We start from the raw sequence: 24094 nt of genomic DNA, 5'->3' as shown, positions 1-24094 counted from the left end.
CTCAGAAGCCGGCCACGGGACGGGGACGGTAGAACTCCTCGAGCGCCTCGAACTCCTCTTCGGTGAGCTGGATCTCCAGTGCCTTGATGTTGTCATCCAGGTGGGAAGCGGCCGTGGCGCCGATCAGCGGAGCCGTGACCACCGGGTGGGCCAGCACCCAGGCGAGGGCGACCTGCGCGCGGGTGGCGCCGAGCCCTTCGGCCACGTTCCCCACCGCGTCGGTGATGCTGCGGTCCACGTCCTCGTTGCCCCGGTAGAGCAGGTGGCCCTGCTCGTCGTAGTCCTGCCGGACCGTCCTGCTTCCCCACGGACGGGCCAGGCGGCCGCGGGCGAGCGGGGAGTAGGGCAGTGCTCCGATGCCCCGGTCCGCGCACAGCGGATACATTTCCCGTTCCTCCTCGCGGTAGAGAAGGTTGTAGTGGTCCTGCATGGTGACGAACTGCGCCCAGCCGTGCTGTTCCTGCAGGAACAGGGCCTTCGAGAACTGCCAGGCGTGCATGCTTGAGGCACCCAGATACCTGACCTTGCCGTCCCGGACCAGCTGGTCCAGGGTTTCCAGCGTTTCTTCCAGCGGCGTGCTGCCGTCCCAGCGGTGCATCTGGTAGAGGTCGATGTAGTCCGTGCCGAGCCGCCGCAGGCTCTGCTCCACCTGCCACAGAATGTGTTTGCGGGACAATCCCCAGCCATTGGGGCCCGGACCCATTTCGCCGTGGACCTTGCTGGCGATCACCACTTCATCCCGCCGGCAGTAAGCGGCGACGGCGGCTCCCAGGATCTCCTCGCTGTGGCCGGCGGAATACACGTTGGCAGTGTCGAAGAAATTGATACCCAGCTCCACCGCGTGCCGCAGCAGGGATTTGGCTTCGTCCTCCCGGATTGTCCATCCGTGCGTCCCGCGGTCGGGGTCGCCGAACCCCAGACAACCCAGTCCCATGACCGAGACAGTTGCCCCTGACCTGCCGAGCTTGGCGTATGTCATCGAGTTCATCCGCTGGCCTCCGCTGCTGCAGCGCCTGTTCCGTTACCGGCGATGCTACCGGGACGTGCCCCGGCTTCGGTAGGCAGGAGGCCCAAGGACTCCCGGCGGCGGCCGTTGCGGTCCTATACTGGCGCTCATGGTCGCCGGAACAGGTACCCCAAGCCACTTCCTTGTTGATGACGCAGTGGTGCTGCCGCCGCTGCATGAGCTGGCGGGGGTCGCGAAAGTGTCGCAGCCCCGGGAAGGACGGCGCACGGAAGTCCGCTACGACACTGCGGACCGTGCCCTCCGCAGGCGCGCTTTCACTCTCTCCCGGTTTACGGACAACGACGGCGGCACACGCTGGGAGCGCAGGGCACCGTCCCTGGAACCGGCCGCCCGTGCCGGCACCCCTGCCGACCCGGGTGCGGGAGTTCCGCCGGAGCTGCTGGAAGAGGTCCAGGCCGTGGTCCGGGGACGGGAGCTTCTCCCGGTGCAGACCCTCAGCACGCGCTTTCTGGAGTACGAGCTGCTGGACAGTGCGGGTACGGTGCTTGCCCGCGTCACCGATGAAAGCACGAGGACGAGCGATGCCGGAGGGGACCCCTCCGGCCGCGACCGGCGCGCCTGGGGCATCGATTCGGCCGGCGACGCGCTGGCCCGGGATGCCGGAGCGATGTTCCTCGCCGCCGGTGCCGTGCCGGCGGGTCCGGCGCCAGGCGGGGAACGGAACGCGACGCCGGCGGGACCCGCTGGGGACGCCGCTGCCGCGGATTCCGATATCGGGGACCGGGACGGAGCCGCCGTCGGCCCCCTGGAGACGGGAAGCCCGGTGGCGCTGTTGCTGCTGCGGTATCTGCGCGAACAGTTCGAAGAGCTGCTTCGCCACGACCCGCGGGTGCGCCGGGGAGATGCTGACGGTATCCACAAGATGAGGGTGGCCACCCGGCGGCTGCGCTCGGCCCTTGCCAGTTACCGCAGCACGATGGACCCCGAGCCGGCGCGCTCGCTGCGCGGGGAACTGCGGTGGCTCGCGAGGGTGCTCGGGGAAGCCCGGGATGCGCAGGTGATGCGGCACCGGCTCCAGGAGCTGATTGCCGCCGAACCAGATGACCTGGTGATGGGACCGGTGGCCGCCCGCGTGGACGAAGAACTGCTCCATGACTACCGGCAGGCCTTCGGGAACATCCGCGAAGTGCTGCAGTCCCCACGGTACTTCCAGGCGTTGGATGGGCTCGAAGGGCTGCTGGCCAGCCCGTTCTGGGCGGAAACGGCCAAGGAACCGGCGGGCCCCGCCGCTGCCCGGATCATCCGGCGGGACCGGAAACGGCTGCACCGCCGGGTGCGGGCCGCGCGGACGTTGGACGGCGAAGATTACGCGGAAGCACTCCATGACGCGCGCAAGGACGCCAAACAGCTTCGCTATGCCGCCGAGGTGTGGGCTCCCGTGCAGCCAAAGGAAGCGAAGGAAATGGTGGACGCCGCCGAGCACGTGCAGAAAATCCTGGGTGAGCACCAGGACAGCGTGGTGACGCAGGCGTACCTGCGCCGCATGGGGGCAACGGCGTCGGCCGCCGGTGAGAACGGCTTTACCTATGGGCGGCTGCATGCCTTGGAGCAGGCCCATGCCAAGTCGGCCCGGGAGCGCTTTGTCCACGCCTGGAAAGGCTTCCCGTCCAGCCCCTGAGGGAGGGATACGAATGGACTCGCCCTGGGCGCCGCTGCGCCGGCGGATGTTCCTCATCCTGTGGCTGGCCCAGCTGGGGTCCAATATCGGCACCTGGATGCAGACCGTGGGTGCCCAATGGTTCCTGGTGGAGACCAGTGAAAATCCTGCGCTGGTGTCCCTGGTCCAGACGGCGAACCTCGCACCTTCCCTGCTGCTCGGGCTTATAGCCGGGGTGCTGGCCGATGCCTTCAACCGGCGCCGGCTGATCCTCGGCGCCAACATCTTCGCCGCGGGTGCCGCCTCGGTGCTGACGGTCGTGGCTACCCTGGACCTGCTGGATCCGGATTCGCTGCTGCTCTATACGTTCCTCATCGGCTGCGGCATGGCACTGAGCGCACCCGCCTGGCAGGCCATCACCCCCGCACTGGTGCCGCGGGACGAAATCCAGGCTGCCGCTGCGCTGGGAAGCGTGGCGATGAACACCGCCCGCGCCGTGGGCCCCGCCGTTGCCGGCGTCCTGGTGGCCGTGGCCGGTCCCGCCTTTGTCTTCGGGCTGAACGCACTGTCCTTCGTGGGTACTTCCATCGCAATCTACAGCTGGCGGTCACCGCCGCCCGATCCGGATGAGCGTGAACATGTGGGGGAGGCGCTCGCCGCCGGCCTCCGCTATATCCGGGCCGCCCCGGTGATCCGGCGGATCCTGCTGCGGTCCGGGTTGTTCATTTTCCCGGCCAGCGCCCTTTACGCACTTCTGCCGGTTGCCGTGAACGGCCACCTGGGCCTCGGGTCTGCGGGCTACGGGCTGCTGCTCGGGGCATTGGGCGCCGGCGCCATCCTGGGGGTTGTACTCCTGCCGCGGCTCCGGACCGTCCTGCGGGACAACGCGCTGCTGGGGCTCAGCGCGGTGGTTTTCGCGGCCGCGACCTTCGCGTCCGGCTACCTGCCGGTGTGGGCCGTGGCCGTGCTCCTGGTGTTTGCGGGATTCGCCTGGATCTCCACTTTCTCCACCTTGAATGCGGCAATGCAGCTGACCCTGCCGGAATGGGTACGCGCCCGCGGGCTGTCCGTCTACCTGATGGTTGCCGCCGGGGCGCAGGCCGTGGGCGCGGTGTTCTGGGGATCGGGTGCCACCGGTGCCGGCTACGCTCCAACCCTGGCGTTCGCTGCCGGTGTCCTGCTGCTGGCCGGTGCCAGTGTGGCGGTGCTTCCGCTGCTGCCGGGCACCGGCCATCTGGACCGCAGCGTAGCGGGCACGCAACTGCAGCTTCCGGCCGGCGAGGAACCGAAGCCCGGCGCCGGACCGGTGACGATCCTCATCTCCTATGAGGTACCTGCCGACCGGAATGCGGAGTTTGTAGAGGCCATGCACAGGGTCCGGCTGTCCCGCATGCGCACGGGCGCCACCGACTGGGAGCTGGTGCACTCGGTCACTGACCAGGATCAGTTCCGGGAAATCTACGATGTGCCCACCTGGCGGGAGTACCTGCGGCAGGAACAGACCCGGATCACGGGGGAGGACCGCCGGATCATCCAGCGCGCGTGGGATCTGGCCGAGGCGGAACCGAGGGTCCGCTGGTTCCTCCCGGCCTCGGCCTGAGCGTTCGGCCCCGCGGCGGTGCAACGGATAGACTGAGACCCGGTTCGACGGCCGTTTTTACGGCGGGCCGGCGCGTTGGTAGCGATGCGCTGAAAACGATGCAGTGAACAAACCATTAGTTGAGGTATTTTGCGAGATTTTAGTGCACGCCTGGCCACTGCCGAGGAGATCGCCAACTGGGACAAGCACGTGCTGGCCAATCCCGGGGGCGGCAATGTCCTTCAGTCTGCATCCTTCGCGGAAGTGAAGTCCCACCACGGCTGGAATCCCGTCTATTTGGCCTTCACCGGTCCCGACTACGTGACCTACACCCTGGCGATCGAGAAGAAGGTTCCGGTTCTCGGCAGCCTCTGGTACCTGATCAAGGGGCCCGACGTCGCCGCACCCGAAGACGTGCCGCTCGTGGTCGACGCGCTCACCCGGTTCATTAAGCAGACCCGGCGCAAGGTCTTTGCGATCAAGGTTGAGCCGGACATCGTGGACAGCGAAGAGGGCCAGGCGCTGTTCACCGGTGCAGGCTTCATTAAGACGTTCAACCTGCAGCCCAATGACTCCACGGCGCTGCTGGACACCACGCCGGACGAGGAGCAGCTGCTCAAAAACCTCTCTTCCCGCGGCCGCAACGCGGTCCGCCGGGCCATCCGCGAGGGTGCCGATGTCCGACGGGTCGAGCCGACCGAAGAAAACATGCAGACCATGTACCGGCTGATGGCCCACATTGAGGACCGTTCCGCGGCGCGGCTGCGTTCGTACGAGTACTACCACCGGTTCTGGTCCAACTTCGTGGCTGCAGGCCAGGGGCGTTTCTACTTCGCGTTCGAGGACGGCGAAGCCACCGTGGGTGCCTTCGTGATTGCCTACGGCAACAAGGGCACCTACAAGGACGGCGGCTCCAAGCCCCGGCGTTCCCAGTACGGGGATTCGCACCTGGTCCAGTGGACCGCGATCACCGAACTCAAGAAGGAGTGCGGGATTGTGGAGTACGACTTCTGCGGCACCCCGCCCAGCAACCAGCTCAAGGACAAGGGCCACCCGCACCACGGGCTGGGCCTTTTCAAGACCAGTTTCTCCAAGACGGTCACGGATTTCGTTGGCTGCTACGACTTCGTCGTGGATCCGGTCCGGTATCGGATCTGGAACACCATCGGCGAACGCGTGGCGCGGCAGATTTACTGGCGCCGCCACCAGCAGCCGTTCTACTAAGCAGCAGTTCCACCAGGCGATAACCCGGGCAGGGCCCGGATCAGGCGAAAGGGCGAGTCCTTGGAGAACACATCCGATCCGGGTGGGCGCAAGCCCGGATCGAGTCCGGATTCGGCTCCGAATCCGGACCCGGTCGCGGGGCCCATCCCGTTGATCAGCATGCCGGCCGGCCGGCGGGCCCAGGCCGGGAAGGCCCAGGCCGGGAAGGCCCGGCCCGCGGACGCCCCGGCCGGGACTGCGCCCGGGAACGCCCAGGCGGAGAAAGCGCCGGCTGAGAAGCCCCAGACCCAAAGGGCGAAGACCGGCAAGGGGACCCGGCAGGGGCAGGACGCGGCCCCGCGTTCCCTGCGGCCGGCCGTCAAGGCGCCCGTCCGGCCGTCCAAGGCCCCGGGGCAGCCGCCCACGGGGATGGATATGCCCACCGCTGCCCTGCGCAGCACCAGGCCGAAGCCGCCGCCTCCCACCACGTCGGTGACCCGTCCAACCGGGTCCAAAGTGCCCCGCCCCCAGACGGGCCGCATGCGAACGACGGCGGACCCGCGCGAGAAACGGCCCGCACGGACGCGCAAGAGCGTACCGCCGGGAACGATGCCGCTGGCCTCCACCCCTGTCCGTGCCGACCGCTCATCCGCAGCAGCGCGGCGGATGCTGCGCAAACTGGTTCAGGGGGAGAACCCGCCCACCCAGGCCATGTCCATCGTGGAACGGCTGGCCGGCAGCCCCTACGCCAACCCGCTGGTGCGCACGGGAGGGCCCGATGCCAGCGCCCGCAAGACCCTGGACCTGGCCCTGGGCATGGCCGAGTCCATGTTCCGCTACGGTGCCGGAGCCCTGGAGGTCGAAACCGCCATTATTGCGGTGACCGCGGCTTTCGGGCTGGAAAGCATCGAAGTGGACATCACCAACCAGTCGGTGCTGCTCAACTATTCCCCGAAGGACCAGACGCCCATCACCGTGATGCGCGTGGTGCGTTCCTGGACGAACAACTATGCCGGACTCGGCCTGGTCCATCAGCTGGTCACCGAAATCATTGACGGCGGGCTGTCCCGTGCCGAGGCGGCGAACCGGCTGAACGAGATCACCCATCAGCCCAAGCCGTTTCCGCGCTGGGCGGTAACGGTCTCTGCGGGGGTCTTCGCGGCGGCCATCGTCGGCTTTATCGGCGGCGGTCCGCTGGCGTCACTGGTGGGCTTCGCCGGCACGGTGATGGTCAGCCTGCTCCAGCGCGTGCTGGGCAAGTGGCGCGTCCCGGACTTCTTTACGACGGCGGCCAGCGGCTTCGTGGTGACGGCCATGGCAATGCTGTTCTGGTCCATGGAGGTGCCGATCTCCCCGGGTATCGTCGTCGCCGGCGGAATCCTGGTCATGCTGCCCACCGGCCGCCTGGTTTCGGCGGTGCAGGATGCGATCAACGGGTTCCCGGTCACGGCGTCGGGCCGTTTCCTGTCCGCATTCCTGACCTTCGGCGCCCTGGTGGCAGGCATCGCCGTCGCGCTCGTTATGGGTGCGCTGATGGGGATGGGCCGGCTGAACGTTACCGACGTTGCGTCATCGCAGTACTCCTTCGCAGTGACGCTGGTGCTGCTGGCCATTGCCCTGGGTGCCATCTGCATAGTCGAGCAGTCTCCGCGGCGGCTGGTGCTGCCCACTGTCCTGATCGGCGTTGTGGGTTTCCTGGTCTACCAGCTGGCGGAGGCAGGCGGCATGGGACCGCGCCTGACACCGGCGGTGTCTGCCATCTTCATTGGCATGGTGGCCCGGATCGTTGCCCTGCGGATGGGCGCCCCGCAGCTGATCGTGGCCGTGCCGGCAGTTCTGTTCCTGTTCCCCGGGCTGGCGATCTTCCGGTCCATGTACGGACTGAGCATCGGCACCGACGACGCGTTCCAGGGTGTGGTGGGCCTGTTTGATGCGCTCACCGTCATTCTGGCCATCGCCGGCGGCGTGGTGCTTGGCGATAACCTGGGCCGTCCCTTCACCCGCAACCTCAACGGCAACGACCGCCGCAACCGCCGGCGGTAGTTGCGCCTGGAAAGGAAAGCCCGGCCCGCTGTCGCAGCGGACCGGGCTTTTCGCTGTGCGGACTAGAGGATTTTGCCCACGGGGGTGCGCTTCTCGGCCTGGAAGACATCTTCGGTGCGGCCGGCGGCCCAGTAGCCGGAGAGGGACACCTGCCGGCGGTCCAGTCCGCGGTGGCTGAAGAGGACGTCGCGCAGCGACTTCATGGCCTCCCGCTCGCCGTGGGCGAAGACCTGCACCGTCCCGTCGCGCCACGGAACCGCGGAAACGGCGTCGGTCAGCAGCCGGCTCCTGCCGGCGGGAGTGCCGCCGCGGTACAGCCAGGTCAGCTCCACGCCGTCGGGCTTCGGCACAGGCTGGCGGTCCCCGGGGCCGGCAACCTCGATGAATGCCTGCCCGACGGCGTCCTGCGGCAGGGCGCGGAGCACGGTCGCAACCGCGGGCAGCGCCGATTCGTCGGCGGCCATCAGGTACCAGTCGGCGTCGAGGTCCGGGTTGAAGGCCCCGCCGGGGCCGGAGAAGGTCAGCGGGTCGCCCGGCTGCGCCGAAGCTGCCCATGGGCCGGCCAGGCCTTCATTTCCGTGCACGACGAAGTCGATGCTGAGTTCCCGTGCGGACAGGTCAACGTCCCGGACGGTATAGGTGCGCGATACCGGCCAGTGCACCCGTTCGCTACGCGCCCGGATGGTCTCCAGGTCCTCGGAACCGTCGATCGGCCGGCCATCCGGGCCGAACCAGATTTTGCAGTAGGCATCGGCGCAGCTGTTCGGCTGGAACCGGTCGAAGCCGGGGCCGCCGGCAACCACCCGGACCATATGCTCGCTGATCTGCTCCCTCCGGAGAACCTCGAGGGTCAACAGCGGACGCTGCCGCCGGGGAGCAGGAGACTCCGGCTCCGGCGGGCGCGGGGGAGTCATTGATTCGGGCATGGGGTGTCTCCTTGGGAAGGGCCTAAAAACTACCGTACCGCGCCCAGCCGCCAGTCCACGGGCTGGGCGCCCTGCTGCACCAGCAGCTCGTTAACGCGGCTGAACGGCCGGGAGCCGAAGAATCCGCGTGAGGCTGACAGGGGGCTGGGGTGCGCAGATTCGACAGTGGGCGCGCCGCCGAGGAACGGGACGATGCCCTGGGCGTCGCGGCCCCAGAGGACGGCCACCAGGGGGACGCGCGTACCGTCGGGGCGACGGCGGGCAGCCAATGCACGGACGGCGAGTTCAGTGACCTCCTCCCATCCGCGCTTCCGATGTGATCCCGCTTCCCCGGCACGCACGGTGAGCACACGGTTCATCAGGACCACCCCCTGGTCCGCCCATGCGCTCAGATCCCCCGAGGGAGAAGGCGTAATCCCCGTATCGGTGTGCAGCTCGGCGAAGATGTTGTTGAGGCTGCGGGGAAGCGGGCGAACCTCCTTGCCTACGGAGAAGGACAGGCCGACGGCGTGCCCGGGGGTGGGATAGGGATCCTGACCGACGATCAGCACCCGTGCGCTTGCCAGCGGACGTTGGAAGACGCGCAGGATGTTCTCGGGCGACGGGAGGATGTGCTGCCCGGCCCGGCGCTCCGCCTCCAGTTCGGAGGCGATTTCCTCAAGCTGCGTCCTGACCGGTGCCAGCACCTCGGCCCAGTCGGGGGCCATAAGGTCCGCGAGGCGGGCGGGGGCGGCGAAAGGAAAAGGGGTATCCGGCGCAGTGGAGCCTGAGTAGGAAAAGAGCTGGGGTTGGTCAGTGGTCACGGATCCATTTTGTCACCGCCGCGTCTGCGGTGTCTTCCGGTGCTCCTGTGTAAATGACAATGCTGTTATTCCCAATTAGCATGGGCGATGGATATATACAGGGATCTTTTTTGGGAGTGCATGTGGCGGAATCGACCGAGGCCGAGCGGTTTTCCCTCGATGACGCAGTGGACCCGGAGAGCCCCTTGGGTGCCCAGGAACAGCAGATGCTCGCGTTGGAGCGGGCGTGGTGGAAATACGCCGGTGCCAAGGAACAAGCCATCAAGGACCTCTTCGGGATGTCGGCCACGAGGTATTACCAGGTTCTGAACGCCCTGATCGATACCGAGGAAGCCCTCGCCCATGATCCGATGCTGGTCAAGCGATTGCGTAGACTACGAACGACCCGTCAGCGTGCCCGTACCGCCCGCCGCCAGGGCACCGGTATTTAGCGCCGGTTTCCACCAACGTTGGCTGCCTGGGTCGCGGCGCCACCAGAACAAGGATTGAAACTCCACTATGAGCCAATACCCTCGCGACGAGTTCGACAAGGTCCCCGAAACCTCGGCGCGGCAGGGAGTGCACCGCGAACGCCTCATTCCCACACGTTCGAACGGACTGGGACTGCTGATCACCGTGGGTGTGCTCGCGCTGCTTATCGGCCTGGCAGCCTATTTTGTCCTGCCGCGGCTGGGCATAGGCACAGGTTCAGCTGACCCGTCATCCGCGGCACAGGCCCCCGCGTCTGTTTCCCCGTCCGCTTCAGCTGCCGCCACGCAGGCCCCGGACGACGACGCGGATAAGGGCGCTCCATCGCCCAGCCCCACCGCGGCATCAACGCCGACGCCGACCCCGACTCCCACCCCGACGGTGCCTGCGATCGACCGCACGCAGCCGGTGGCGGTGTTCAATGCCAGCGGCGTCACCGGCCTCGGCGCCGGTGTTTCCGGACGGATCTCTGCTGCAGGATGGGCAGTGGGAACGGTGGCTAACTGGACCGGTGCACCCCAGCAGGGATCGGGCGTCTACTACAGCTCACCGGATCAGGCAGCGAATGCCCGGGAGATCGGCGTGCAGCTGGGTATCCCGGCCATGGAGGCCCCCGGGTTTGCCAACGTCTCCGTGGTCCTGGGTCCCGGATTCCGGTAACGGGCCGCGCCGGTAAAAAGACCATAACGTTATGAGCCGCCCTGTATCTGACCGGGATCACCGTGGTTAGAGTGATGCCAGCCGGTTTGCGCCGCTGACCTCGGCCTCCTTGGGGAACCGACAAAGGCGCCGGATCCGGCGCCTCCGGCGTCCAAGGGTGCCGCCGGAGGGTGGCATCGGAATCTAGGTTGGAGAAAGATCATGGCGCAGGGGATCGTCAAGTGGTTTAACGGTGAAAAAGGGTACGGCTTTATTACCCTCGACGAAGCGGAAACGGATGTGTTCGTCCATTGGTCGGCCATCCAGGCGTCGGGTTACCGGACGCTGGAAGAAGGTCAACGGGTTGAGTTCGAAATCGGCCAGGGCCAGAAGGGTCCGCAGGCCGAGGAAGTCCGCGCACTGTAGACCGCTTTGAAGCACATCCTCCCGGCTTGGGGGCGGGATCGGCAGCGGCGGGGCCTCGGCTCCGCCGCTGCTTTTGCATTCCCGCCGGCAGCCGCCGGGATCACCTGTGAACCGGATGGCATGTCGGCGTGATCGCTTGCACTCAGTGTGTGGGAGTGCTAATTATTGACTTAGCACTCTTGCCGGATGACTGCTAAATGTCGGACGGTGTTGAGTGAACAAGCAACCCACTGGGGTGAGGAACGGGGAGCGCGTAAAGAGATCGCGCGAACCGGGCCGTCCGTCGCGGGCACTCCAGCCAGGAATGCAACATTATGCTCCAAGCATGACTGTTCCGGAAGGACGATAGCCGTTATGGCCAAGATCATTGCATTTGAAGAAGAGGCACGCCGCGGCCTCGAGCGCGGGTTGAACATCCTCGCCGACGCCGTCAAGGTGACCCTCGGCCCGCGTGGCCGCAACGTGGTCCTCGAAAAGAAGTGGGGCGCCCCCACGATCACCAATGACGGCGTTTCCATCGCCAAGGAGATCGAGCTGGACGATCCCTACGAGAAGATCGGCGCAGAGCTGGTCAAGGAAGTTGCCAAGAAGACTGACGATGTTGCCGGCGACGGCACCACCACGGCAACTGTCCTCGCCCAGGCACTGGTCCGTGAAGGCCTGCGCAACGTTGCCGCCGGCGCCGATCCGCTGAGCCTGAAGCGCGGCATCGAGAAGGCTGTTGCCGCCGTTACCGCCGAACTGATTGCATCTGCCAAGGAGATCGAGACCAAGGAGCAGATCGCCGCTACGGCTTCCATCTCCGCCGGTGACCAGCAGATCGGCGACCTGATCGCCGAAGCACTGGACAAGGTGGGCAAGGAAGGCGTCATCACGGTCGAGGAGTCCAACACCTTCGGCCTGGAGCTGGAACTCACCGAAGGCATGCGCTTCGACAAGGGTTACATCTCCGGTTACTTCGTCACCGACGCCGAGCGCCAGGAAACGGTCCTTGAGGATCCGTACATCCTGATCGTCAACTCGAAGATCTCCAACGTCAAGGATCTCGTTGCTGTCCTCGAGAAGGTCATGCAGTCCGGCAAGCCGCTGCTGATCATCGCCGAAGATGTTGAGGGCGAAGCCCTGGCAACCCTGGTGGTCAACAAGATCCGCGGCACCTTCAAGTCCGTAGCCGTCAAGGCACCGGGCTTCGGTGACCGCCGCAAGGCACAGCTGGCCGACATCGCCATCCTCACCGGTGGCCAGGTCATCGCCGAAGAGGTTGGCCTGAAGCTGGAAAACGCCACGCTGGACCTGCTGGGCAAGGCCCGCAAGGTTGTTGTCACCAAGGACGAAACCACCATCGTGGAAGGCGCAGGCGACGCTGAAGAGATCGCCGGCCGCGTCAACCAGATCCGCGCCGAAATCGAGAACTCCGATTCGGATTACGACCGCGAGAAGCTGCAGGAACGCCTGGCCAAGCTGGCCGGCGGCGTTGCAGTCATCAAGGCCGGTGCGGCAACCGAGGTTGAGCTGAAGGAACGCAAGCACCGCATTGAGGACGCTGTCCGCAACGCTAAGGCTGCCGTTGAAGAAGGCATCGTCGCCGGTGGCGGCGTGGCCCTCATCCAGGCCGGCCTCAAGGCCTTCGCCAACCTGTCCCTCGAGGGTGACGAAGCAACGGGCGCCAACATCGTCCGCGTTGCCATCGACGCTCCGCTGAAGCAGATTGCCTTCAACGCAGGCATGGAGCCGGGCGTTGTGGTGGACAAGGTCCGCGGCCTGCCCGAAGGCTTCGGCCTGAACGCAGCAACCGGCGAGTACGAAGACCTGCTGGCTGCCGGCATCAACGACCCGGTAAAGGTAACGCGCTCTGCCCTGCAGAACGCGGCTTCCATCGCCGGCCTGTTCCTGACCACCGAAGCAGTGGTTGCAGACAAGCCGGAGAAGTCGGCCCCCGCCATGGGCGGCGCTGACGAGATGGCCGGCATGGGCGGCATGGGCGGCTTCTAAGCCCCCTGCAGCTCTTGCCTAAAGCGTAAGTAAGCAGGCGCGGCACCCAGCCCGGGTGCCGCGCCTCTTGCATTTAAGAGCGCACTGCCGGGCAAAGCGCCAGTACAGCTCCGGGACAAAGGCGGCGCGGTCAGTGCATAAAGAGCGAGGTGTTCGCTGCCTCCGTCTCGGCGTACTGTGCCGATGCGAAGGCCAGCGCCTGGTTGATGCTGTCCAGCGATTCCTCCACCCGGGCCTGCGTGGCACGCCAGTCGGTAACGAGCAGCTGGAAATTGGCCGAGGCCGATCCGCGCCAGATCTCGCTCAGCGACGCCAGCCCCGCCTGCATTCCGTTCACGTCTGCACGCAGGCGCTCAATGGTTCCCTGCACTTCGGCACTCTTGGCGGCCAGCGCTTCGCTGTCCACGGCAAATAAAGGCATGATTTCCTCCTGGTAACGGCTTGGGCCTGATACCGGAAGGCTAGGTTGCCCGATAGTCCGCCGAAGCGGGGCCTGGCACTGATGGTGGACGGCCAAGGCCGGACCTGCAGCAGTGAGACGCCTGTGGAGGACAGGACGGGTCCCCGGTGCTTGGCGGGCGCCCGTGCGGACGCCGGACACCCGGTGCCCGGAAAGGCTTAGCCCTCGTCCGGCTCGTCCGGACGCTCGGGGAACTGCTCGGGTGTGCGGTAGGGCAGCCTGATGGACAAGGTGGCGCCTCCGCCCTCAGTCTCGGCCAGCCGCACCGAACCGTCGTGCTGGGCCACCAGGGCCGCCACAATGGCCAGCCCAAGGCCCGTCCCGCCGGTCTCCCGGTAGCGGGAGGAATCGGCGCGGTAGAAGCGTTCGAACACCCGCGCGGCGTCGTCCTCCGAAATCCCGGGGCCGTGATCGCGTACCTCCAGCACCGCATCCATCCGATCATGGATGACGGGGGCAACTCCGACCGCCACTTCGATGGGGGACCCCGCGGGCGTGTAGCGCAGCGCGTTGGTCATCAGGTTCGCCACGACCTGCCGCAGCCGGGCCTCGTCTCCCATTGTCGGTGCGCTCTGCGGGACATGGCCGTCCAGCCCCACCACCCGAATGTTCCGGTCCGGGGCACTGGCCCGGGCATCCAACGCCGCATCGTTGCCCAGGATCAGCAAATCCACCGGTTCGTATTCCAGCGGCCGCTGCTCATCCACGCGGGCCAGGGTCAGGAGGTCCTCGACCAGCTGGCCCATGCGTTTGGCTTCGCTCTCGATCCTCCCCATGGCAGCGGAGATCTCTTCGGGTTCCTGGAGCGCGCCGTGCCGGTACAGCTCGGAGAAGCCGCGGATGGTCACCAGCGGGGTGCGCAGCTCGTGGGAGGCGTCCTGCACGAAGCGGCGCATCTTGCGCTCAGACTGGGTGCGGGCAGCAAACGCGGTTTCAATATGCGCCAGCATGGCGTTGAGGGAGCGGGACAGGCGGCCGATTTCCGTTGCAGGGTTACCCACCTCCACGCGTCGGGACAGGTCACCGGCGGCAATGGCGGCAGCGGTTTTCTCTACCTGGCTCAACGGACGGAACTGCCGGGTGACCGCCCAGTACGCGATTCCCGTGGCGCCCAGGGTGCCGAGCAGCCCGACGGAAAACACCAGCGACGCCGCCTCATCCACGGTCGCTGCAACGGAGTCCAGGGGAATTGCAACGGCCACGGAACCGGGCAGGTTCTCGAAGTCGTAGATGCGGACCCGCCAGCCCTTGGATGTCGGAGCCGTACCCCGGACATCGAACCCCTCGGTGTCCATGGCCTCGACCTCTTCGGAGGTGTAGTTCTCGAGCTTCGGAATGTCCATTGCGGATTCCGAATGGGTTGCCGGACCATGGCTGCCGTCTTCGTTCAGGTAGAGGCCGTAATACCGGAACAGGGAAGCGTCCGTGCTGGGCTCGTTGACCAGCAGGTAGCGCGAGACATTGGAAGCATTCTCGTCAATGTCTGCGTCCAGCCGGTCCACCAGTATCTGGCGCAGCAGGGTAATGGTGGCGAAGCCCGTGATGGTTACCGTAACCACCATCAGCACCGCCATGATGGCGAGCAGCTGCGACCGAAGCGAAGCGGATTTCCAGCGTCGTACCAAGGTCCTAGCGCTTCTCCGAGGAGCGGAGCAGGTAGCCGACACCGCGCTTGGTCTGGATCAGCGCCGGCGCGTCCGGGCTGCGGTCAATCTTGCGGCGCAGGTAGGAGATGTAGGACTCCACGATGGAGGCGTCTCCGTTGAAGTCGTATTCCCAGACGTGGTCCAGGATCTGCGCCTTGGACAGGACGCGGTTCGGGTTCAGCATCAGGTAGCGCAGCAGCTTGAACTCGGTGGGGGAGAGGTCGATGGTGACGCCGCCGCGGCGCACTTCGTGGGCGTCGTCGTCGAGCTCCAGGTCATCCACGCGGATGACCGCGTCGTCGTCCTCCAGCGGCTGCGTGCGGCGCAGTACGGCGCGGATGCGCGCCACCACCTCGTCGAGGCTGAAGGGCTTGGTGACGTAGTCGTCGCCGCCCACTGTGAGGCCGGTGACCTTGTCCTCGGTGTCGTCGCGGGCGGTCAGGAAGACCACGGGGAAGTGCTGTCCGGCAGCGCGCAGGCGGCGCGTGAGCGTGAAGCCGTCCATGTCGGGGAGCATCACGTCCAGGACCGCGAGGTCCGGGTTATGGGAGTCGACGGCGGCGAGGGCCTCACGGCCGTTGGCGGCGGCGACGACGTCGAACCCGGCAAAGCGCAGCGAGGTGGACAGCAGCTCGCGGATGTTGGGCTCATCATCGACAACAAGGAGGCGTGCTTCGGGTGCAGACGATTTGTTCACCTGCCCAGTTTCTTACATTTAGCTGGGCGTTGTCTGTAGGCGGGCAGGACGAATTCTGGAAATGTCCGGTGAGCGTCGGAGGGGCGCGGGAGCATGTTGGCGCTGCGCTCATCGGTGAGCATTGCTGCCCCTTCGCAGCCAGGTGAACGGGGAGGAATACTCGGGCTTCCGGACTTCGTCCTTGTTGGCTCCGCGGTCCAGCCAGTCCTTGTACCACTGGGGAAGCAGGAACCGGGGCAGCCGGAAGCAACATGCGAAGGCCAGGAGCATGAAGGGGGTGAGGATCAACGCCATCACCTCGCCGGTGATCCAGTCGGCACCCAGCTCCCCCCAGATGGTCAGCAGGATCGCCACAACGACCAGGAGCTGCAGGTAAAGCCCAAAGAACCCAAGGTAGTTGTTCTTCCCAAACATATACATACTCCTGCCGGCGGCCCAGGTCCGCCAGGTTCCCTTGAAGGCCGCGATGCCCGTGATAAGCATGTAGACGAGTCCGCCGACTAAAAGAGCACCAATTGCAATCATGCCCAGCGTCACCATGACAACAGGTTCCCCGATGTTTCCTTCACCGCTCCGGACACCGCCTTAGCGCTGCGTTCATCGGTGAACATTCTTGCTCCTTCGCAGCCACGTGAACGGGGAGGAATACTCGGGCTTCCCGACTTCGTCCTTGTTGGCTCCGCGGTCCAGCCAGTCCTTGTACCACCGGGGCAGCATGAAGCGCGGCAGGCGGATGAAGCAGAGTGCAGCCGGCAAGGCAGCAGGAAGCAGTATCAGTGGCGCGTAGGTTGATGAAACCATCCCCATCCCGGCGGGTCCCAGTACCGCGAGCACCGCCAGTGCGGCGAAAACCGGGAGCATATACAGCCCGAAAAACCCTGAATAGTTGTGTTTTCCGAGCTGCACGGGCAGTGCATTTCCTGCGGCCCAGATCCGCCATGTTCCGTTATAGGCAGCGATGCCGGTCAAAGCGCACCAGAGGATTCCCACGAGAAGCAGCAATGACAATAGTGGCACTCCGAGAATTAAATAATAAATCCAAAAACTCCTTTGCCCCGTCCTTGAGCGACTTGCCCACGCCCTTGCCGGCGATGAATCCCGAGCGGAACTTCCAGGTGAAGCCCTTAGGCAAACCGAGGAGCACGCTGGAAGCGCACCGACTCGACGAGGTCAACCAGATGCCGGTAGACATTGGCTGACGGGATCGAGGTCAGGGTTGCCTGATCTTCCTCGACCACTACGCGGTAGTGGCCGGCGCCGCCGGCATTGACGTAGCCCACTCCTTCACCGCTGACAGGGTTCATCAGTAGGTGCCAGAGGAACCATGGCTCGGACCAGGCATAAGCAAGGGCTTCGTCGGCGCCTTCAGGGGCGGGACCGGGAGTGAGCTGTCGGCTGTTCAATACCTCTACCGACAACGTGGACGGCGAAACCGGAAGGTTCCATGACGGAGCGATCCCCAGCCATGACGCAAGATTCGGGAAGAGCTCATCGAGCCTGATGAGCTTCAACTGCAGCATTCCGAGGTGCCTGCCGGCCGCCTCGGGTTCCCTCACGAGCGTTCCGGCGGACGGGCCGGCAAGCAAAAGCGCGTTTTCCTGGTCCATCCATACACGCAGTTCCGTGGCTTGGCCCAGGTGGGAGCCGGAGAAGCTCAGGGCAGCCGCAGGCTGATCCAGAATGCGGGCAACATGCTTTCCGGCTTCGGTGAGGCGGCCGGCGCCGTTGAGCAACTGTGCTTCTGTCAGGACACCAATGGCCGCTTCGTGTCCGGCCCGCTCAAACCTGCCGATCCGGCCGCTCTGCGCCACCTTATAGAGAAGCGCCACGGCTGCCGGATCCAGCCAAGGACCACCGGAGGTAAACGGCTGCGTCGCGGCAAGACCGCTGAGGAGTTCCAAGCGGGTGCAGCGCAGTCGGCTGGCAGGCTCTTCCGGTGCCGGCTCGTAATCGGGAATATACAACGAGGTCATTGTGCCTGCTTCAGGTTGACGGATAAGCACACCAGATCCAGCACATCGTCGTAGGCGCTCAGCTCGCCTGCTGCGCATGATGCCGTAACCAGGACAGCATGGTCCTTTGCCTGCAGCACGAATACCCTGCAGTGCACGGCCAAATCTCCTGCGGTATGGGTGTACTCGATGATGCGCCCTTCACCACGGTCCGGTGGGAACTGGTCAACGGAGATGAAGTAGGGATTCTTGACCATGGTGTGGGTGTACGAAAGCACCACGGTGCTGAGCTTCGCGAGGCTTCCGGTATAGGGGAAGCTGTTGATGACCACGTTGGGACGGAAGAGGCCGCCCGCACCAGCCGGAGCCGCCAGCAGTAGATCCGCAGACGGCGGTACAGACAGTGTTTCCCAGCCCGGCGGCCGCCCGATGGTGACGAAACGGGAGTCTTCCCGGTGAAGTGATTCCAGCATCGCCTTACTTCCTGACGGGGGTTGGGGGGCGAAGGCTATAGGGTCCGCGGCCCGCCTGGAGCACGTCCTGGGGGTGGGCGCCGTCGTCGATCCACCGACGGAACCACGATGGCAGGAGGATGCGCGGAAGATAAGCTGCGGAGGCGGCGCAGAGGATACCCGAGGCGGCGATTCCCACGACAATGGCATCGCTGACCACTTGGGGCGCCCCAAGCACCACGGTCAATGACACCGTAGCCGTCAGCATGATGGCCAGGCCGGCATAGAACAGGGTGAACCCCAGATAAGAGTGTTTCCCGAGTTCGTAATGCTGGCGCCGTGCAGCCCACCGCCGCCACGTCCCCCGGTAGGCTCCAATCCCCGGGATCAGCATCAACGCCCCCCATAGATAGATCCCGGCAAATATAAGGAATTCCATCATTTCAGCAGGTGCCCCATCCATAGACTGTCCAAAAACTCTTTGGAGGCATCGTAGGCGGCGTCCCCGAGGGACTTACCGTCGGCCACCAGGCCCTTGCCGAGGCTGCCTACCCACTCGCCGCCGGCGCCGCCGAGGATACTGCCGGCGACACCGCCGATCACCGTTCCGATTCCGGGGCAGATGGCCGTTCCGATGGCCGCACCGCCCAGGGCTCCGCCCAAGCCGCCCAGAGCGGAAAGACCGCTCTCCCACGCAACATTCACCGCTGCGCTCTTGACCCGCGCCGCGTTATCGTACTCCGGATGGTCAATCAGGTCCTGATTCCACTGTTCGCTGATGTTGCCATAGATCGATAGGCCGATGCCCGCCACGCCGAGCGCTTTACCCAATCCCTTGGCCGCCGTGGGCAGTTCAGGCAGAGCCGAGGCATTCGGGTTCATGGTTATTGTCGGTATCGATCGGTGGACCTGGACTGTTGTCATACCTAGCGTCCGGCGCGTTTGGGGCACGATCCTTCCATCGGCGAATGAAACGAACACGGTGCTGACCTGAAGCCTGGGGACAGGGACCGTAGTCGAAACGACTATCCGGGTCCGGCGCGCGTCCGTCAGGATCTGGTCAGCTGCTTCGGTCACGATTTGATAGCCAGGACTTTCAGTGAACCCGGGCTCCTCAGCCATTGACGGGTCCGCCAACCGGATGGCGCTTGCACAGGCTTCCTCGGCATCGGCGTATTCCTGAGCCAGGGCGGAAATGCCCGCTGTTACTTCGGCTTCCTTGTTTTTGCCGTAATCCGGGTCTTCATCGGTGGACTCCGGGTAGGAGGTGCCGGCGGCGGTGACAAGGTCCTTGTGCCGGGACTCCATGGCCCTGACGGCCTCGGCAAAGGTGTCCAAAGCGGCCTGGATCAGGGAAGCGACAATTGAGGCCTCATTGGTGAATTCCGTGACCGGGCGCATGGCCTCGTACACCAGCGATTCTTCGGGAGCCGAATAAACCGCCTGAACCCTGTTCCACGTGGTTACCAGGGAGGTTCCGTTTTCAGCGGCCCGGGCTCCGGAAGCTGCAATGAGCCCGGCGTCGGTGATGATCGTATCCGGGTCCGGGAGCTTCGGCAGTCCGCCGAGATCGACACTCATTCCACCGGCTCCATCTGTGGCTTCGGCTCAACGCTCGGGGCCGGCGTGGATGCGTGGCGGTTGGCGGTATCCGCCATGCTCTGGTCGCCGTCGATGTAGGCCTGGACGGCAAGACCTGTCTGATCCTTAACCCGCCCTGCACGCTGCGCCGCGCTGGCCACCAGCGGTGCGAGGTACTGATCATGGATCTCCGCCAGGGCGCCGGCGATGAGTGCACTGTTGACGCTTCCTGCCGCAGCTTCCATTGCCCCGCGAAGCGAACCCTGCTCGAGTGTCAGGGTTTCTGTCCCCGTCCCTACCTCGCTCAGTATTCCCTGCATGGCGGCAGTATCTATGTTCCAGCCGTTAAGAGACATCCCCCGTGTTCCCCTTCCTGATGAGTGAGAGCCTACCTGCGGGTCATACTCTAGGAAGGTTTCAAAACGCCGTCCATGGGGAGAACTACCCATGGACCAAGTTGGGGATGCCGCAGACGGTCTCTAAGCGCGTCCGCCCTGCGGGGTTACACCGGTTTTTCGATATCCGTGGCGTCCAGGATGGAGTAGGCATAGCCCTGCTCGGCGAGGAACCGCTGCCGCTTGGCTGCGAAGTCCTGGTCCAGGGTGTCACGGGCCACCACGGTGTAGAAGTGCGCCGCCTTGCCGTCCGCCTTGGGGCGCAGGAGCCGGCCCAGCCGCTGGGCCTCTTCCTGCCGGGAGCCGAAGGAACCGGAGACCTGGATGGCCACGGACGCCTCGGGCAGGTCGATGGAGAAGTTCGCAACCTTGGACACCACGAGGGTGCTCAGGGCACCTTCGCGGAATTCATTGAAGAGCCGCTGGCGTTCCTTGACCGGGGTGTCACCCTTGATCACCGGCGCGTCCAGGCGCTCGGAGAGTTCGTCCAGCTGGTCCAGGTACTGCCCGATCACCAGGGTCTGCTCACCGGCGTGGCGGCGGACCAGCTGTTCGACGACGCCGGTCTTGGTTTCCGACGTCGAACACAGTCTGTACTTGTCCCCGTCCTCGGCCATGGCATAGGCCACCCGCTCATCCCGCGGCAGGTCCACCCGGACCTCGATGCACTCGGCCGGGGCAATGTAGCCCTGCGCCTCGATGTCCTTCCACGGGGCGTCGTAACGCTTGGGACCGATCAACGAGAAGACCTCGCCCTCGCGGCCGTCCTCACGGACCAGGGTGGCGGTCAGGCCGAGCCGGCGCCGGGCCTGCAGATCCGCGGTCATGCGGAAAATCGGTGCCGGCAGCAGGTGCACCTCGTCGTAGATGATCAGGCCCCAGTCATTGGCGTCCAGTAGTTCCAGGTGCGGATACAGTCCGCCCCGCTTAAGGGTCAGGACCTGGTAGGTGGCGATGGTGACCGGGCGGACTTCCTTCACCGCGCCGGAGTATTCGCCGATTTCATCCTCGGTCAGCGAGGTGCGCTTGAGCAGCTCGTCCTTCCACTGCCGGGCGGAAACGGTGTTGGTCACCAGGATCAGGGTGGTGGTGGAGCTGGTGGCCATGGCCGCCGCCCCCACCAGGGTTTTGCCGGCGCCGCAGGGCAGCACCACCACACCGGAACCGCCGGCCCAGAAGTTCTCGGTGGCGAGCTTCTGGTAGGGACGCAGGGCCCAGCCGTCCTCGTTGAGCAGGATGGGATGCGGCGTACCGTCGACGTAACCGGCCAGGTCTTCGGCAGGCCAGCCCAGCTTCAGCAGCAGCTGTTTGAGCTGGCCGCGCATGGCGGACTGCACCACCACGGTTTCGCCGTCGATCCGCGGGCCGAGCAGCGGCTGGATCTTCTTGGCGTGCATTACTTCTTCGAGCACCGGATAGTCGTTGGTGCGCAGCACCAGCCCGTGCTGGGGATCCTTCTCCAGCCGCAGCCGGCCGTATCGGGACATGGTTTCTTCAATGTCGATCAGCAGCGAGTGCGGCACCGGGAAGCGGGAGTACATCAGCAGCGTGTTCAGGACCTGCTCGGCGTCGAGCCCCGCAGCCCGCGCATTCCACAGTCCCAGCGGCGTCAGCCGGTAACTGTGGATGTGCTCCGGGGCGCGCTCCAGCTCGGCGAAGGCCGCGATGGCGTGCCGGGCCTCGGTTGCCTGTTCATGATCGACCTCCAGAAGAATCGTCTTATCGCTCTGGACAATCAACGGTCCGTCAACCATGTGCCGGGCTACCCTCCACTATTTCCACGTCCATAATCCGATGTATTGACACTGTGCGTTCGACGTCGTGGCGCGGGTCGTAGACCCGGACCCTGCCGTCGCTCACTGACAGGGGAACGAAAATTTCCTGCCGCTGATTCCCCTGGGCGTCCACCACGCCCATCCGCACCGAACTCCTGGTCCGGATGGCCTTGCGCAGGGTTTCCAGGCTGACCAGGGACTGGCTTTCGCCTGCGTGCGGGACAGGTCCGGCGCCGCGCAAGGCCGCCAGCTGCCGGTCCAGATCCTCGTCCGTAAGCTCCCACGGGTTCAAGCGGGCCTTCGAGGAGGACGGTGCCGGTACCGGGACCATCCGGTGGGACCCCACCGGCTTGCGGGCCGGGCCTTCCAAAGCCGGGGGATAGCCCAGCTCCCGGAGGGAAAAGGTGAGTTCCTTGGCAGGGACATTGGCGGCAACCACCGTCGGCGCCAGCCGCACCAGGCCCAGGAAAGCGGTCCGCGGATCCGCCAGCAGGGCGTTCAATCCGGCTTCGTCATCGCTGCGCAGATAGGATCCGGCGGCGCCGACCCGCAGCCGGCCGTAGCGGGCTGCCGTGTCTTCCACCAGATAGCGCAGCGGCTGGGGAACCTCGGTTGCCGAATGCTGGTGCAGGAAGGCCAGGATGCCGTCGGCGTCGTGCCCTTCGTCCAGTGCCCGCCGAATGGACTCGGCCGAGAACCGGTAGATCGTTGCCGGGCCCTGGCCTTCGGGCGCGGAAATCAGGGCCAGCTCCCGGGCGACGTCGGGCTCCAGGTATCCGGGCGCCACCGCCGTGAGGTCGGCCTGGAGCAGGAAGGAATTCAACGGTGCGGGCAGGGCGTCACGCAGCACCGAGGTGGCGCGGGAATAGTCGCCGGCGGCAACGGCTGAGCCGAGCACGGTCAACGCCCCGGAACCAAGCAGCCCCAGCTGGGCCGCCTCCTTCAGGATGCCCGGAACCAGACGGGCGAAACGCCGCTGCAGCCGGGGCTGGTGCCAGGTTAAGGCACTGATAAGGTCCTCGGTTTCGAAGGCGCCCACCGTCTCGTTTTCGCCGGCCCCCTCGACGTCGGACAGCAGGGCGAGCATTTCCAGGGCACGACGGCGGACCACCGGGGCGTCCGGGCGGGAGACTTCAGCGGCCAGCGCGTTCACTGCTCCGCCGGCAGGAAGCGGCGCTCCCACCAGGGACGGTGCGCGGTCCGCATCCAGCCAGGCTTCCACCAGCCGGCGCCACTGCTCTTCGCGGTTCAGGGTAAGCCAGTTTCCGTCGGTGGTTCCCCAGCGCGAGGTCGCGGCATCCAGGGTGATCAACCCGGCCAGGGCAGCCAGTTCCAGCAGCCAGGAGGTAGCGGCACCGTCCAGCCGGAGCGATTCCGAGAGACGGCGCACCTCGCGCACGCCCACGCCGCCGGAACGGAGCGTCCCGATCGGGTTTTCGGCCGCCAGCGCCAGCAGTTCCGTCACCAGCCGCAGGGTTTCGGCCACCGCACCGAACGCGGCGTTGTCCCGGAGGCTGCGGGCGACGGCGCGGGGCACGGGCCGCGGTGCTTCCAGTTGGAAGTCCGCAACAATCACGTGGCCGCGGGAGGCCTGGCCCACCGGCCGCGGAAGTTCCACGTGGAGCGCGTCCAGGGGGACCAGGAGGCCGCGGGCAACCAGCCACTCCACCGGGGTGGGGGAGGGATTGTCCAGGACAGCCCGTCCCAACGCGGCCTTCTTCGGGATGGTGCCCACGGGCGAATACTTGAACCGGCGCAGCAGCTCCACGGTCTGCGGCGGAGCGCCGTCCAGGAGCGCAGCCCAGCCCGCCGGATCGGAGACCAGGTGATGCAGGGAATGCGCTGCGGTGCCGGGGGTGTCGGCCTTCTCTATGGGCAGGCCGCTGCCGCGCAGCCCTTCGACGATGCCGACCAGGCGCTGCCCGAACTCGGGATGCTGGGCAGCCAGGGTGGAATATGGCCGGCCGAGCCCGGCGGGGTAGGCGCCCAGCGCCTCGCCGAGTACGGAGACGGGGAGGTAGAACCGGCGGGAGGCATCGGCTTTCGGCGCTCCGGGATGCGGCTTGGCGCGCCGCAGCAGGGCCAGCGAATGCAGGTGACCCAGAATCGAGTCGAGGGATTTGATGGTGGAACCCGCAATGGCTGTTTTCAGCCACGAGGCGGTGGTGCTGAGCTGGGAATCTTCGTTGGTGGTCAGGTCCACCGCTTCGAGGACCTGCAGCTGCGGCGCCGTCAGCTTTTCGAGGATCCGCTGGACGCTGACGCGCGTGGAAGCACGGGCGGCCAGGGCCTGGAAATCAGGGACGGCGGGGAGCGCCAGGTCCGGCCGGGCCGTGAGCAATTCACGCAGTTGGTCGTCACTGCGTGCTGCTAAATCTTCGGCCAGAGCTCGAATCGCGGACATCAGCACCACGTTACCTGAGTGGGGAGGAA

Annotated in this window: 23 protein-coding genes; 8 read left to right on the top strand and 15 right to left on the bottom strand. The window is 65.9% G+C overall.

Going from position 1 to position 24094, the window contains the following annotated elements:
- Nucleotide 1: 1 nt before the first annotated feature.
- On the bottom strand, nucleotides 2-979 hold the full coding sequence (locus LOC60_RS15020; RefSeq protein ID WP_230026514.1) for an aldo/keto reductase: 978 nt from the start codon (nucleotides 977-979) through the stop codon (nucleotides 2-4).
- Nucleotides 980-1115: 136 nt separating this feature from the next.
- Here LOC60_RS15020 and LOC60_RS15015 point away from each other — a divergent pair, with 136 nt between their 5' ends.
- From LOC60_RS15015 to LOC60_RS15000, 4 genes are all read left to right on the top strand, one after another.
- A complete protein-coding gene (locus LOC60_RS15015) occupies nucleotides 1116-2645 on the top strand; it encodes a CYTH and CHAD domain-containing protein (RefSeq protein ID WP_230026443.1) in 1530 nt (509 codons plus the stop codon).
- A gap of 13 nt (nucleotides 2646-2658) precedes the next feature.
- Entirely contained in the window at nucleotides 2659-4224 is a 1566-nt protein-coding gene (locus LOC60_RS15010) for an MFS transporter (protein WP_230026442.1), read from the top strand.
- 129 nt (nucleotides 4225-4353) lie between these two features.
- Nucleotides 4354-5427: a lipid II:glycine glycyltransferase FemX gene (locus LOC60_RS15005; RefSeq protein WP_230026441.1), complete on the top strand. Its 1074-nt coding sequence runs from the start codon at nucleotides 4354-4356 to the stop codon at nucleotides 5425-5427.
- A gap of 60 nt (nucleotides 5428-5487) precedes the next feature.
- Nucleotides 5488-7449 (top strand): threonine/serine exporter family protein, encoded by a 1962-nt coding sequence (locus LOC60_RS15000; RefSeq protein ID WP_331460837.1) that lies wholly within the window; start codon nucleotides 5488-5490, stop codon nucleotides 7447-7449.
- A 62-nt stretch (nucleotides 7450-7511) separates the two neighbouring features.
- Here LOC60_RS15000 and LOC60_RS14995 read toward each other — a convergent pair whose 3' ends face one another.
- Together LOC60_RS14995 and LOC60_RS14990 are read right to left on the bottom strand one after the other, a co-directional pair.
- Nucleotides 7512-8375, bottom strand: a complete 864-nt coding sequence (locus LOC60_RS14995) for a siderophore-interacting protein (RefSeq protein WP_230026440.1) — start codon at nucleotides 8373-8375, stop codon at nucleotides 7512-7514.
- Nucleotides 8376-8404: 29 nt separating this feature from the next.
- Nucleotides 8405-9178, bottom strand: coding sequence for a uracil-DNA glycosylase (locus tag LOC60_RS14990; RefSeq protein ID WP_331460836.1), 774 nt, complete (start codon nucleotides 9176-9178; stop codon nucleotides 8405-8407).
- Between the two features lie 122 nt (nucleotides 9179-9300).
- On the opposite strand from LOC60_RS14990, the gene LOC60_RS14985 reads away from it, so the two are divergent.
- The 4 genes from LOC60_RS14985 to groL all read left to right on the top strand — a co-directional run bounded on the left by LOC60_RS14985 (nucleotide 9301) and on the right by groL (nucleotide 12703).
- A complete protein-coding gene (locus LOC60_RS14985) occupies nucleotides 9301-9609 on the top strand; it encodes a DUF3263 domain-containing protein (protein WP_230026439.1) in 309 nt (102 codons plus the stop codon).
- A 67-nt stretch (nucleotides 9610-9676) separates the two neighbouring features.
- The gene (locus LOC60_RS14980; RefSeq protein ID WP_230026438.1) at nucleotides 9677-10306 is read left to right on the top strand and encodes a LytR C-terminal domain-containing protein; all 630 of its coding nucleotides are present in this window, start codon (nucleotides 9677-9679) and stop codon (nucleotides 10304-10306) included.
- Nucleotides 10307-10507: 201 nt separating this feature from the next.
- Nucleotides 10508-10711, top strand: coding sequence for a cold-shock protein (locus tag LOC60_RS14975; protein ID WP_227922942.1), 204 nt, complete (start codon nucleotides 10508-10510; stop codon nucleotides 10709-10711).
- Nucleotides 10712-11065: 354 nt separating this feature from the next.
- Nucleotides 11066-12703, top strand: a complete 1638-nt coding sequence (groL, locus tag LOC60_RS14970; protein WP_227922944.1) for a chaperonin GroEL — start codon at nucleotides 11066-11068, stop codon at nucleotides 12701-12703.
- A gap of 130 nt (nucleotides 12704-12833) precedes the next feature.
- Here groL and LOC60_RS14965 read toward each other — a convergent pair whose 3' ends face one another.
- The 12 genes from LOC60_RS14965 to LOC60_RS14910 all read right to left on the bottom strand — a co-directional run bounded on the left by LOC60_RS14965 (nucleotide 12834) and on the right by LOC60_RS14910 (nucleotide 24065).
- Nucleotides 12834-13124, bottom strand: a complete 291-nt coding sequence (locus LOC60_RS14965; RefSeq protein ID WP_229952771.1) for a WXG100 family type VII secretion target — start codon at nucleotides 13122-13124, stop codon at nucleotides 12834-12836.
- A gap of 197 nt (nucleotides 13125-13321) precedes the next feature.
- Nucleotides 13322-14788, bottom strand: a complete 1467-nt coding sequence (locus LOC60_RS14960; protein ID WP_230026436.1) for a sensor histidine kinase — start codon at nucleotides 14786-14788, stop codon at nucleotides 13322-13324.
- Nucleotides 14789-14792: 4 nt separating this feature from the next.
- The gene (locus LOC60_RS14955) at nucleotides 14793-15506 is read right to left on the bottom strand and encodes a response regulator transcription factor (protein WP_227913521.1); all 714 of its coding nucleotides are present in this window, start codon (nucleotides 15504-15506) and stop codon (nucleotides 14793-14795) included.
- A gap of 108 nt (nucleotides 15507-15614) precedes the next feature.
- Nucleotides 15615-16031, bottom strand: coding sequence for a hypothetical protein (locus tag LOC60_RS14950; RefSeq protein WP_230026435.1), 417 nt, complete (start codon nucleotides 16029-16031; stop codon nucleotides 15615-15617).
- Between the two features lie 72 nt (nucleotides 16032-16103).
- Entirely contained in the window at nucleotides 16104-16514 is a 411-nt protein-coding gene (locus LOC60_RS14945) for a hypothetical protein (RefSeq protein ID WP_230026434.1), read from the bottom strand.
- Between the two features lie 116 nt (nucleotides 16515-16630).
- Nucleotides 16631-17479, bottom strand: coding sequence for a hypothetical protein (locus LOC60_RS14940; protein WP_230026432.1), 849 nt, complete (start codon nucleotides 17477-17479; stop codon nucleotides 16631-16633).
- On the bottom strand, nucleotides 17476-17931 hold the full coding sequence (locus LOC60_RS14935) for a hypothetical protein (protein WP_230026430.1): 456 nt from the start codon (nucleotides 17929-17931) through the stop codon (nucleotides 17476-17478). Before LOC60_RS14935 ends, LOC60_RS14940 begins: the two co-directional genes overlap by 4 nt.
- A 4-nt stretch (nucleotides 17932-17935) precedes the next feature.
- On the bottom strand, nucleotides 17936-18373 hold the full coding sequence (locus tag LOC60_RS14930) for a hypothetical protein (RefSeq protein ID WP_230026429.1): 438 nt from the start codon (nucleotides 18371-18373) through the stop codon (nucleotides 17936-17938).
- Nucleotides 18349-19491, bottom strand: coding sequence for a hypothetical protein (locus LOC60_RS14925; RefSeq protein WP_230026427.1), 1143 nt, complete (start codon nucleotides 19489-19491; stop codon nucleotides 18349-18351). Before LOC60_RS14925 ends, LOC60_RS14930 begins: the two co-directional genes overlap by 25 nt.
- Entirely contained in the window at nucleotides 19488-19847 is a 360-nt protein-coding gene (locus LOC60_RS14920) for a DUF6507 family protein (protein ID WP_269440222.1), read from the bottom strand. Before LOC60_RS14920 ends, LOC60_RS14925 begins: the two co-directional genes overlap by 4 nt.
- Before the next feature lie 146 nt (nucleotides 19848-19993).
- Nucleotides 19994-21640, bottom strand: coding sequence for a DNA repair helicase XPB (locus LOC60_RS14915; protein ID WP_230026423.1), 1647 nt, complete (start codon nucleotides 21638-21640; stop codon nucleotides 19994-19996).
- Nucleotides 21633-24065 (bottom strand): helicase-associated domain-containing protein, encoded by a 2433-nt coding sequence (locus LOC60_RS14910; RefSeq protein WP_230026421.1) that lies wholly within the window; start codon nucleotides 24063-24065, stop codon nucleotides 21633-21635. Before LOC60_RS14910 ends, LOC60_RS14915 begins: the two co-directional genes overlap by 8 nt.
- Nucleotides 24066-24094 lie beyond the last annotated feature (29 nt).

Source organism: Arthrobacter sp. zg-Y769 (genome assembly GCF_020907405.1).
In the GTDB taxonomy this organism is placed as follows: Bacteria; Actinomycetota; Actinomycetes; order Actinomycetales; family Micrococcaceae; genus Arthrobacter_B.
The sequence above is the reverse complement of the archived record's forward strand: the minus strand, read 5'-3'. Positions and strand labels throughout refer to the sequence as shown.

What these genes read in the sequence shown, in the direction of transcription:
- LOC60_RS14930 (WP_230026429.1), bottom strand. Translation starts at nt 18,373, where the DNA reads ATGGATGGGGCACCTGCTGAAATGATGGAATTCCTTATATTTGCCGGG.
- LOC60_RS15010 (WP_230026442.1), top strand. Translation starts at nt 2,659, where the DNA reads ATGGACTCGCCCTGGGCGCCGCTGCGCCGGCGGATGTTCCTCATCCTG.
- LOC60_RS14915 (WP_230026423.1), bottom strand. Translation starts at nt 21,640, where the DNA reads ATGGTTGACGGACCGTTGATTGTCCAGAGCGATAAGACGATTCTTCTG.
- LOC60_RS14965 (WP_229952771.1), bottom strand. Translation starts at nt 13,124, where the DNA reads ATGCCTTTATTTGCCGTGGACAGCGAAGCGCTGGCCGCCAAGAGTGCC.
- LOC60_RS14995 (WP_230026440.1), bottom strand. Translation starts at nt 8,375, where the DNA reads ATGCCCGAATCAATGACTCCCCCGCGCCCGCCGGAGCCGGAGTCTCCT.
- LOC60_RS14980 (WP_230026438.1), top strand. Translation starts at nt 9,677, where the DNA reads ATGAGCCAATACCCTCGCGACGAGTTCGACAAGGTCCCCGAAACCTCG.
- LOC60_RS14950 (WP_230026435.1), bottom strand. Translation starts at nt 16,031, where the DNA reads ATGATTGCAATTGGTGCTCTTTTAGTCGGCGGACTCGTCTACATGCTT.
- LOC60_RS15020 (WP_230026514.1), bottom strand. Translation starts at nt 979, where the DNA reads ATGACATACGCCAAGCTCGGCAGGTCAGGGGCAACTGTCTCGGTCATG.
- LOC60_RS15015 (WP_230026443.1), top strand. Translation starts at nt 1,116, where the DNA reads ATGGTCGCCGGAACAGGTACCCCAAGCCACTTCCTTGTTGATGACGCA.
- LOC60_RS14920 (WP_269440222.1), bottom strand. Translation starts at nt 19,847, where the DNA reads ATGTCTCTTAACGGCTGGAACATAGATACTGCCGCCATGCAGGGAATA.
- LOC60_RS14910 (WP_230026421.1), bottom strand. Translation starts at nt 24,065, where the DNA reads ATGTCCGCGATTCGAGCTCTGGCCGAAGATTTAGCAGCACGCAGTGAC.
- LOC60_RS14975 (WP_227922942.1), top strand. Translation starts at nt 10,508, where the DNA reads ATGGCGCAGGGGATCGTCAAGTGGTTTAACGGTGAAAAAGGGTACGGC.
- LOC60_RS14935 (WP_230026430.1), bottom strand. Translation starts at nt 17,931, where the DNA reads ATGCTGGAATCACTTCACCGGGAAGACTCCCGTTTCGTCACCATCGGG.
- groL (WP_227922944.1), top strand. Translation starts at nt 11,066, where the DNA reads ATGGCCAAGATCATTGCATTTGAAGAAGAGGCACGCCGCGGCCTCGAG.
- LOC60_RS14940 (WP_230026432.1), bottom strand. Translation starts at nt 17,479, where the DNA reads ATGACCTCGTTGTATATTCCCGATTACGAGCCGGCACCGGAAGAGCCT.
- LOC60_RS14925 (WP_230026427.1), bottom strand. Translation starts at nt 19,491, where the DNA reads ATGAGTGTCGATCTCGGCGGACTGCCGAAGCTCCCGGACCCGGATACG.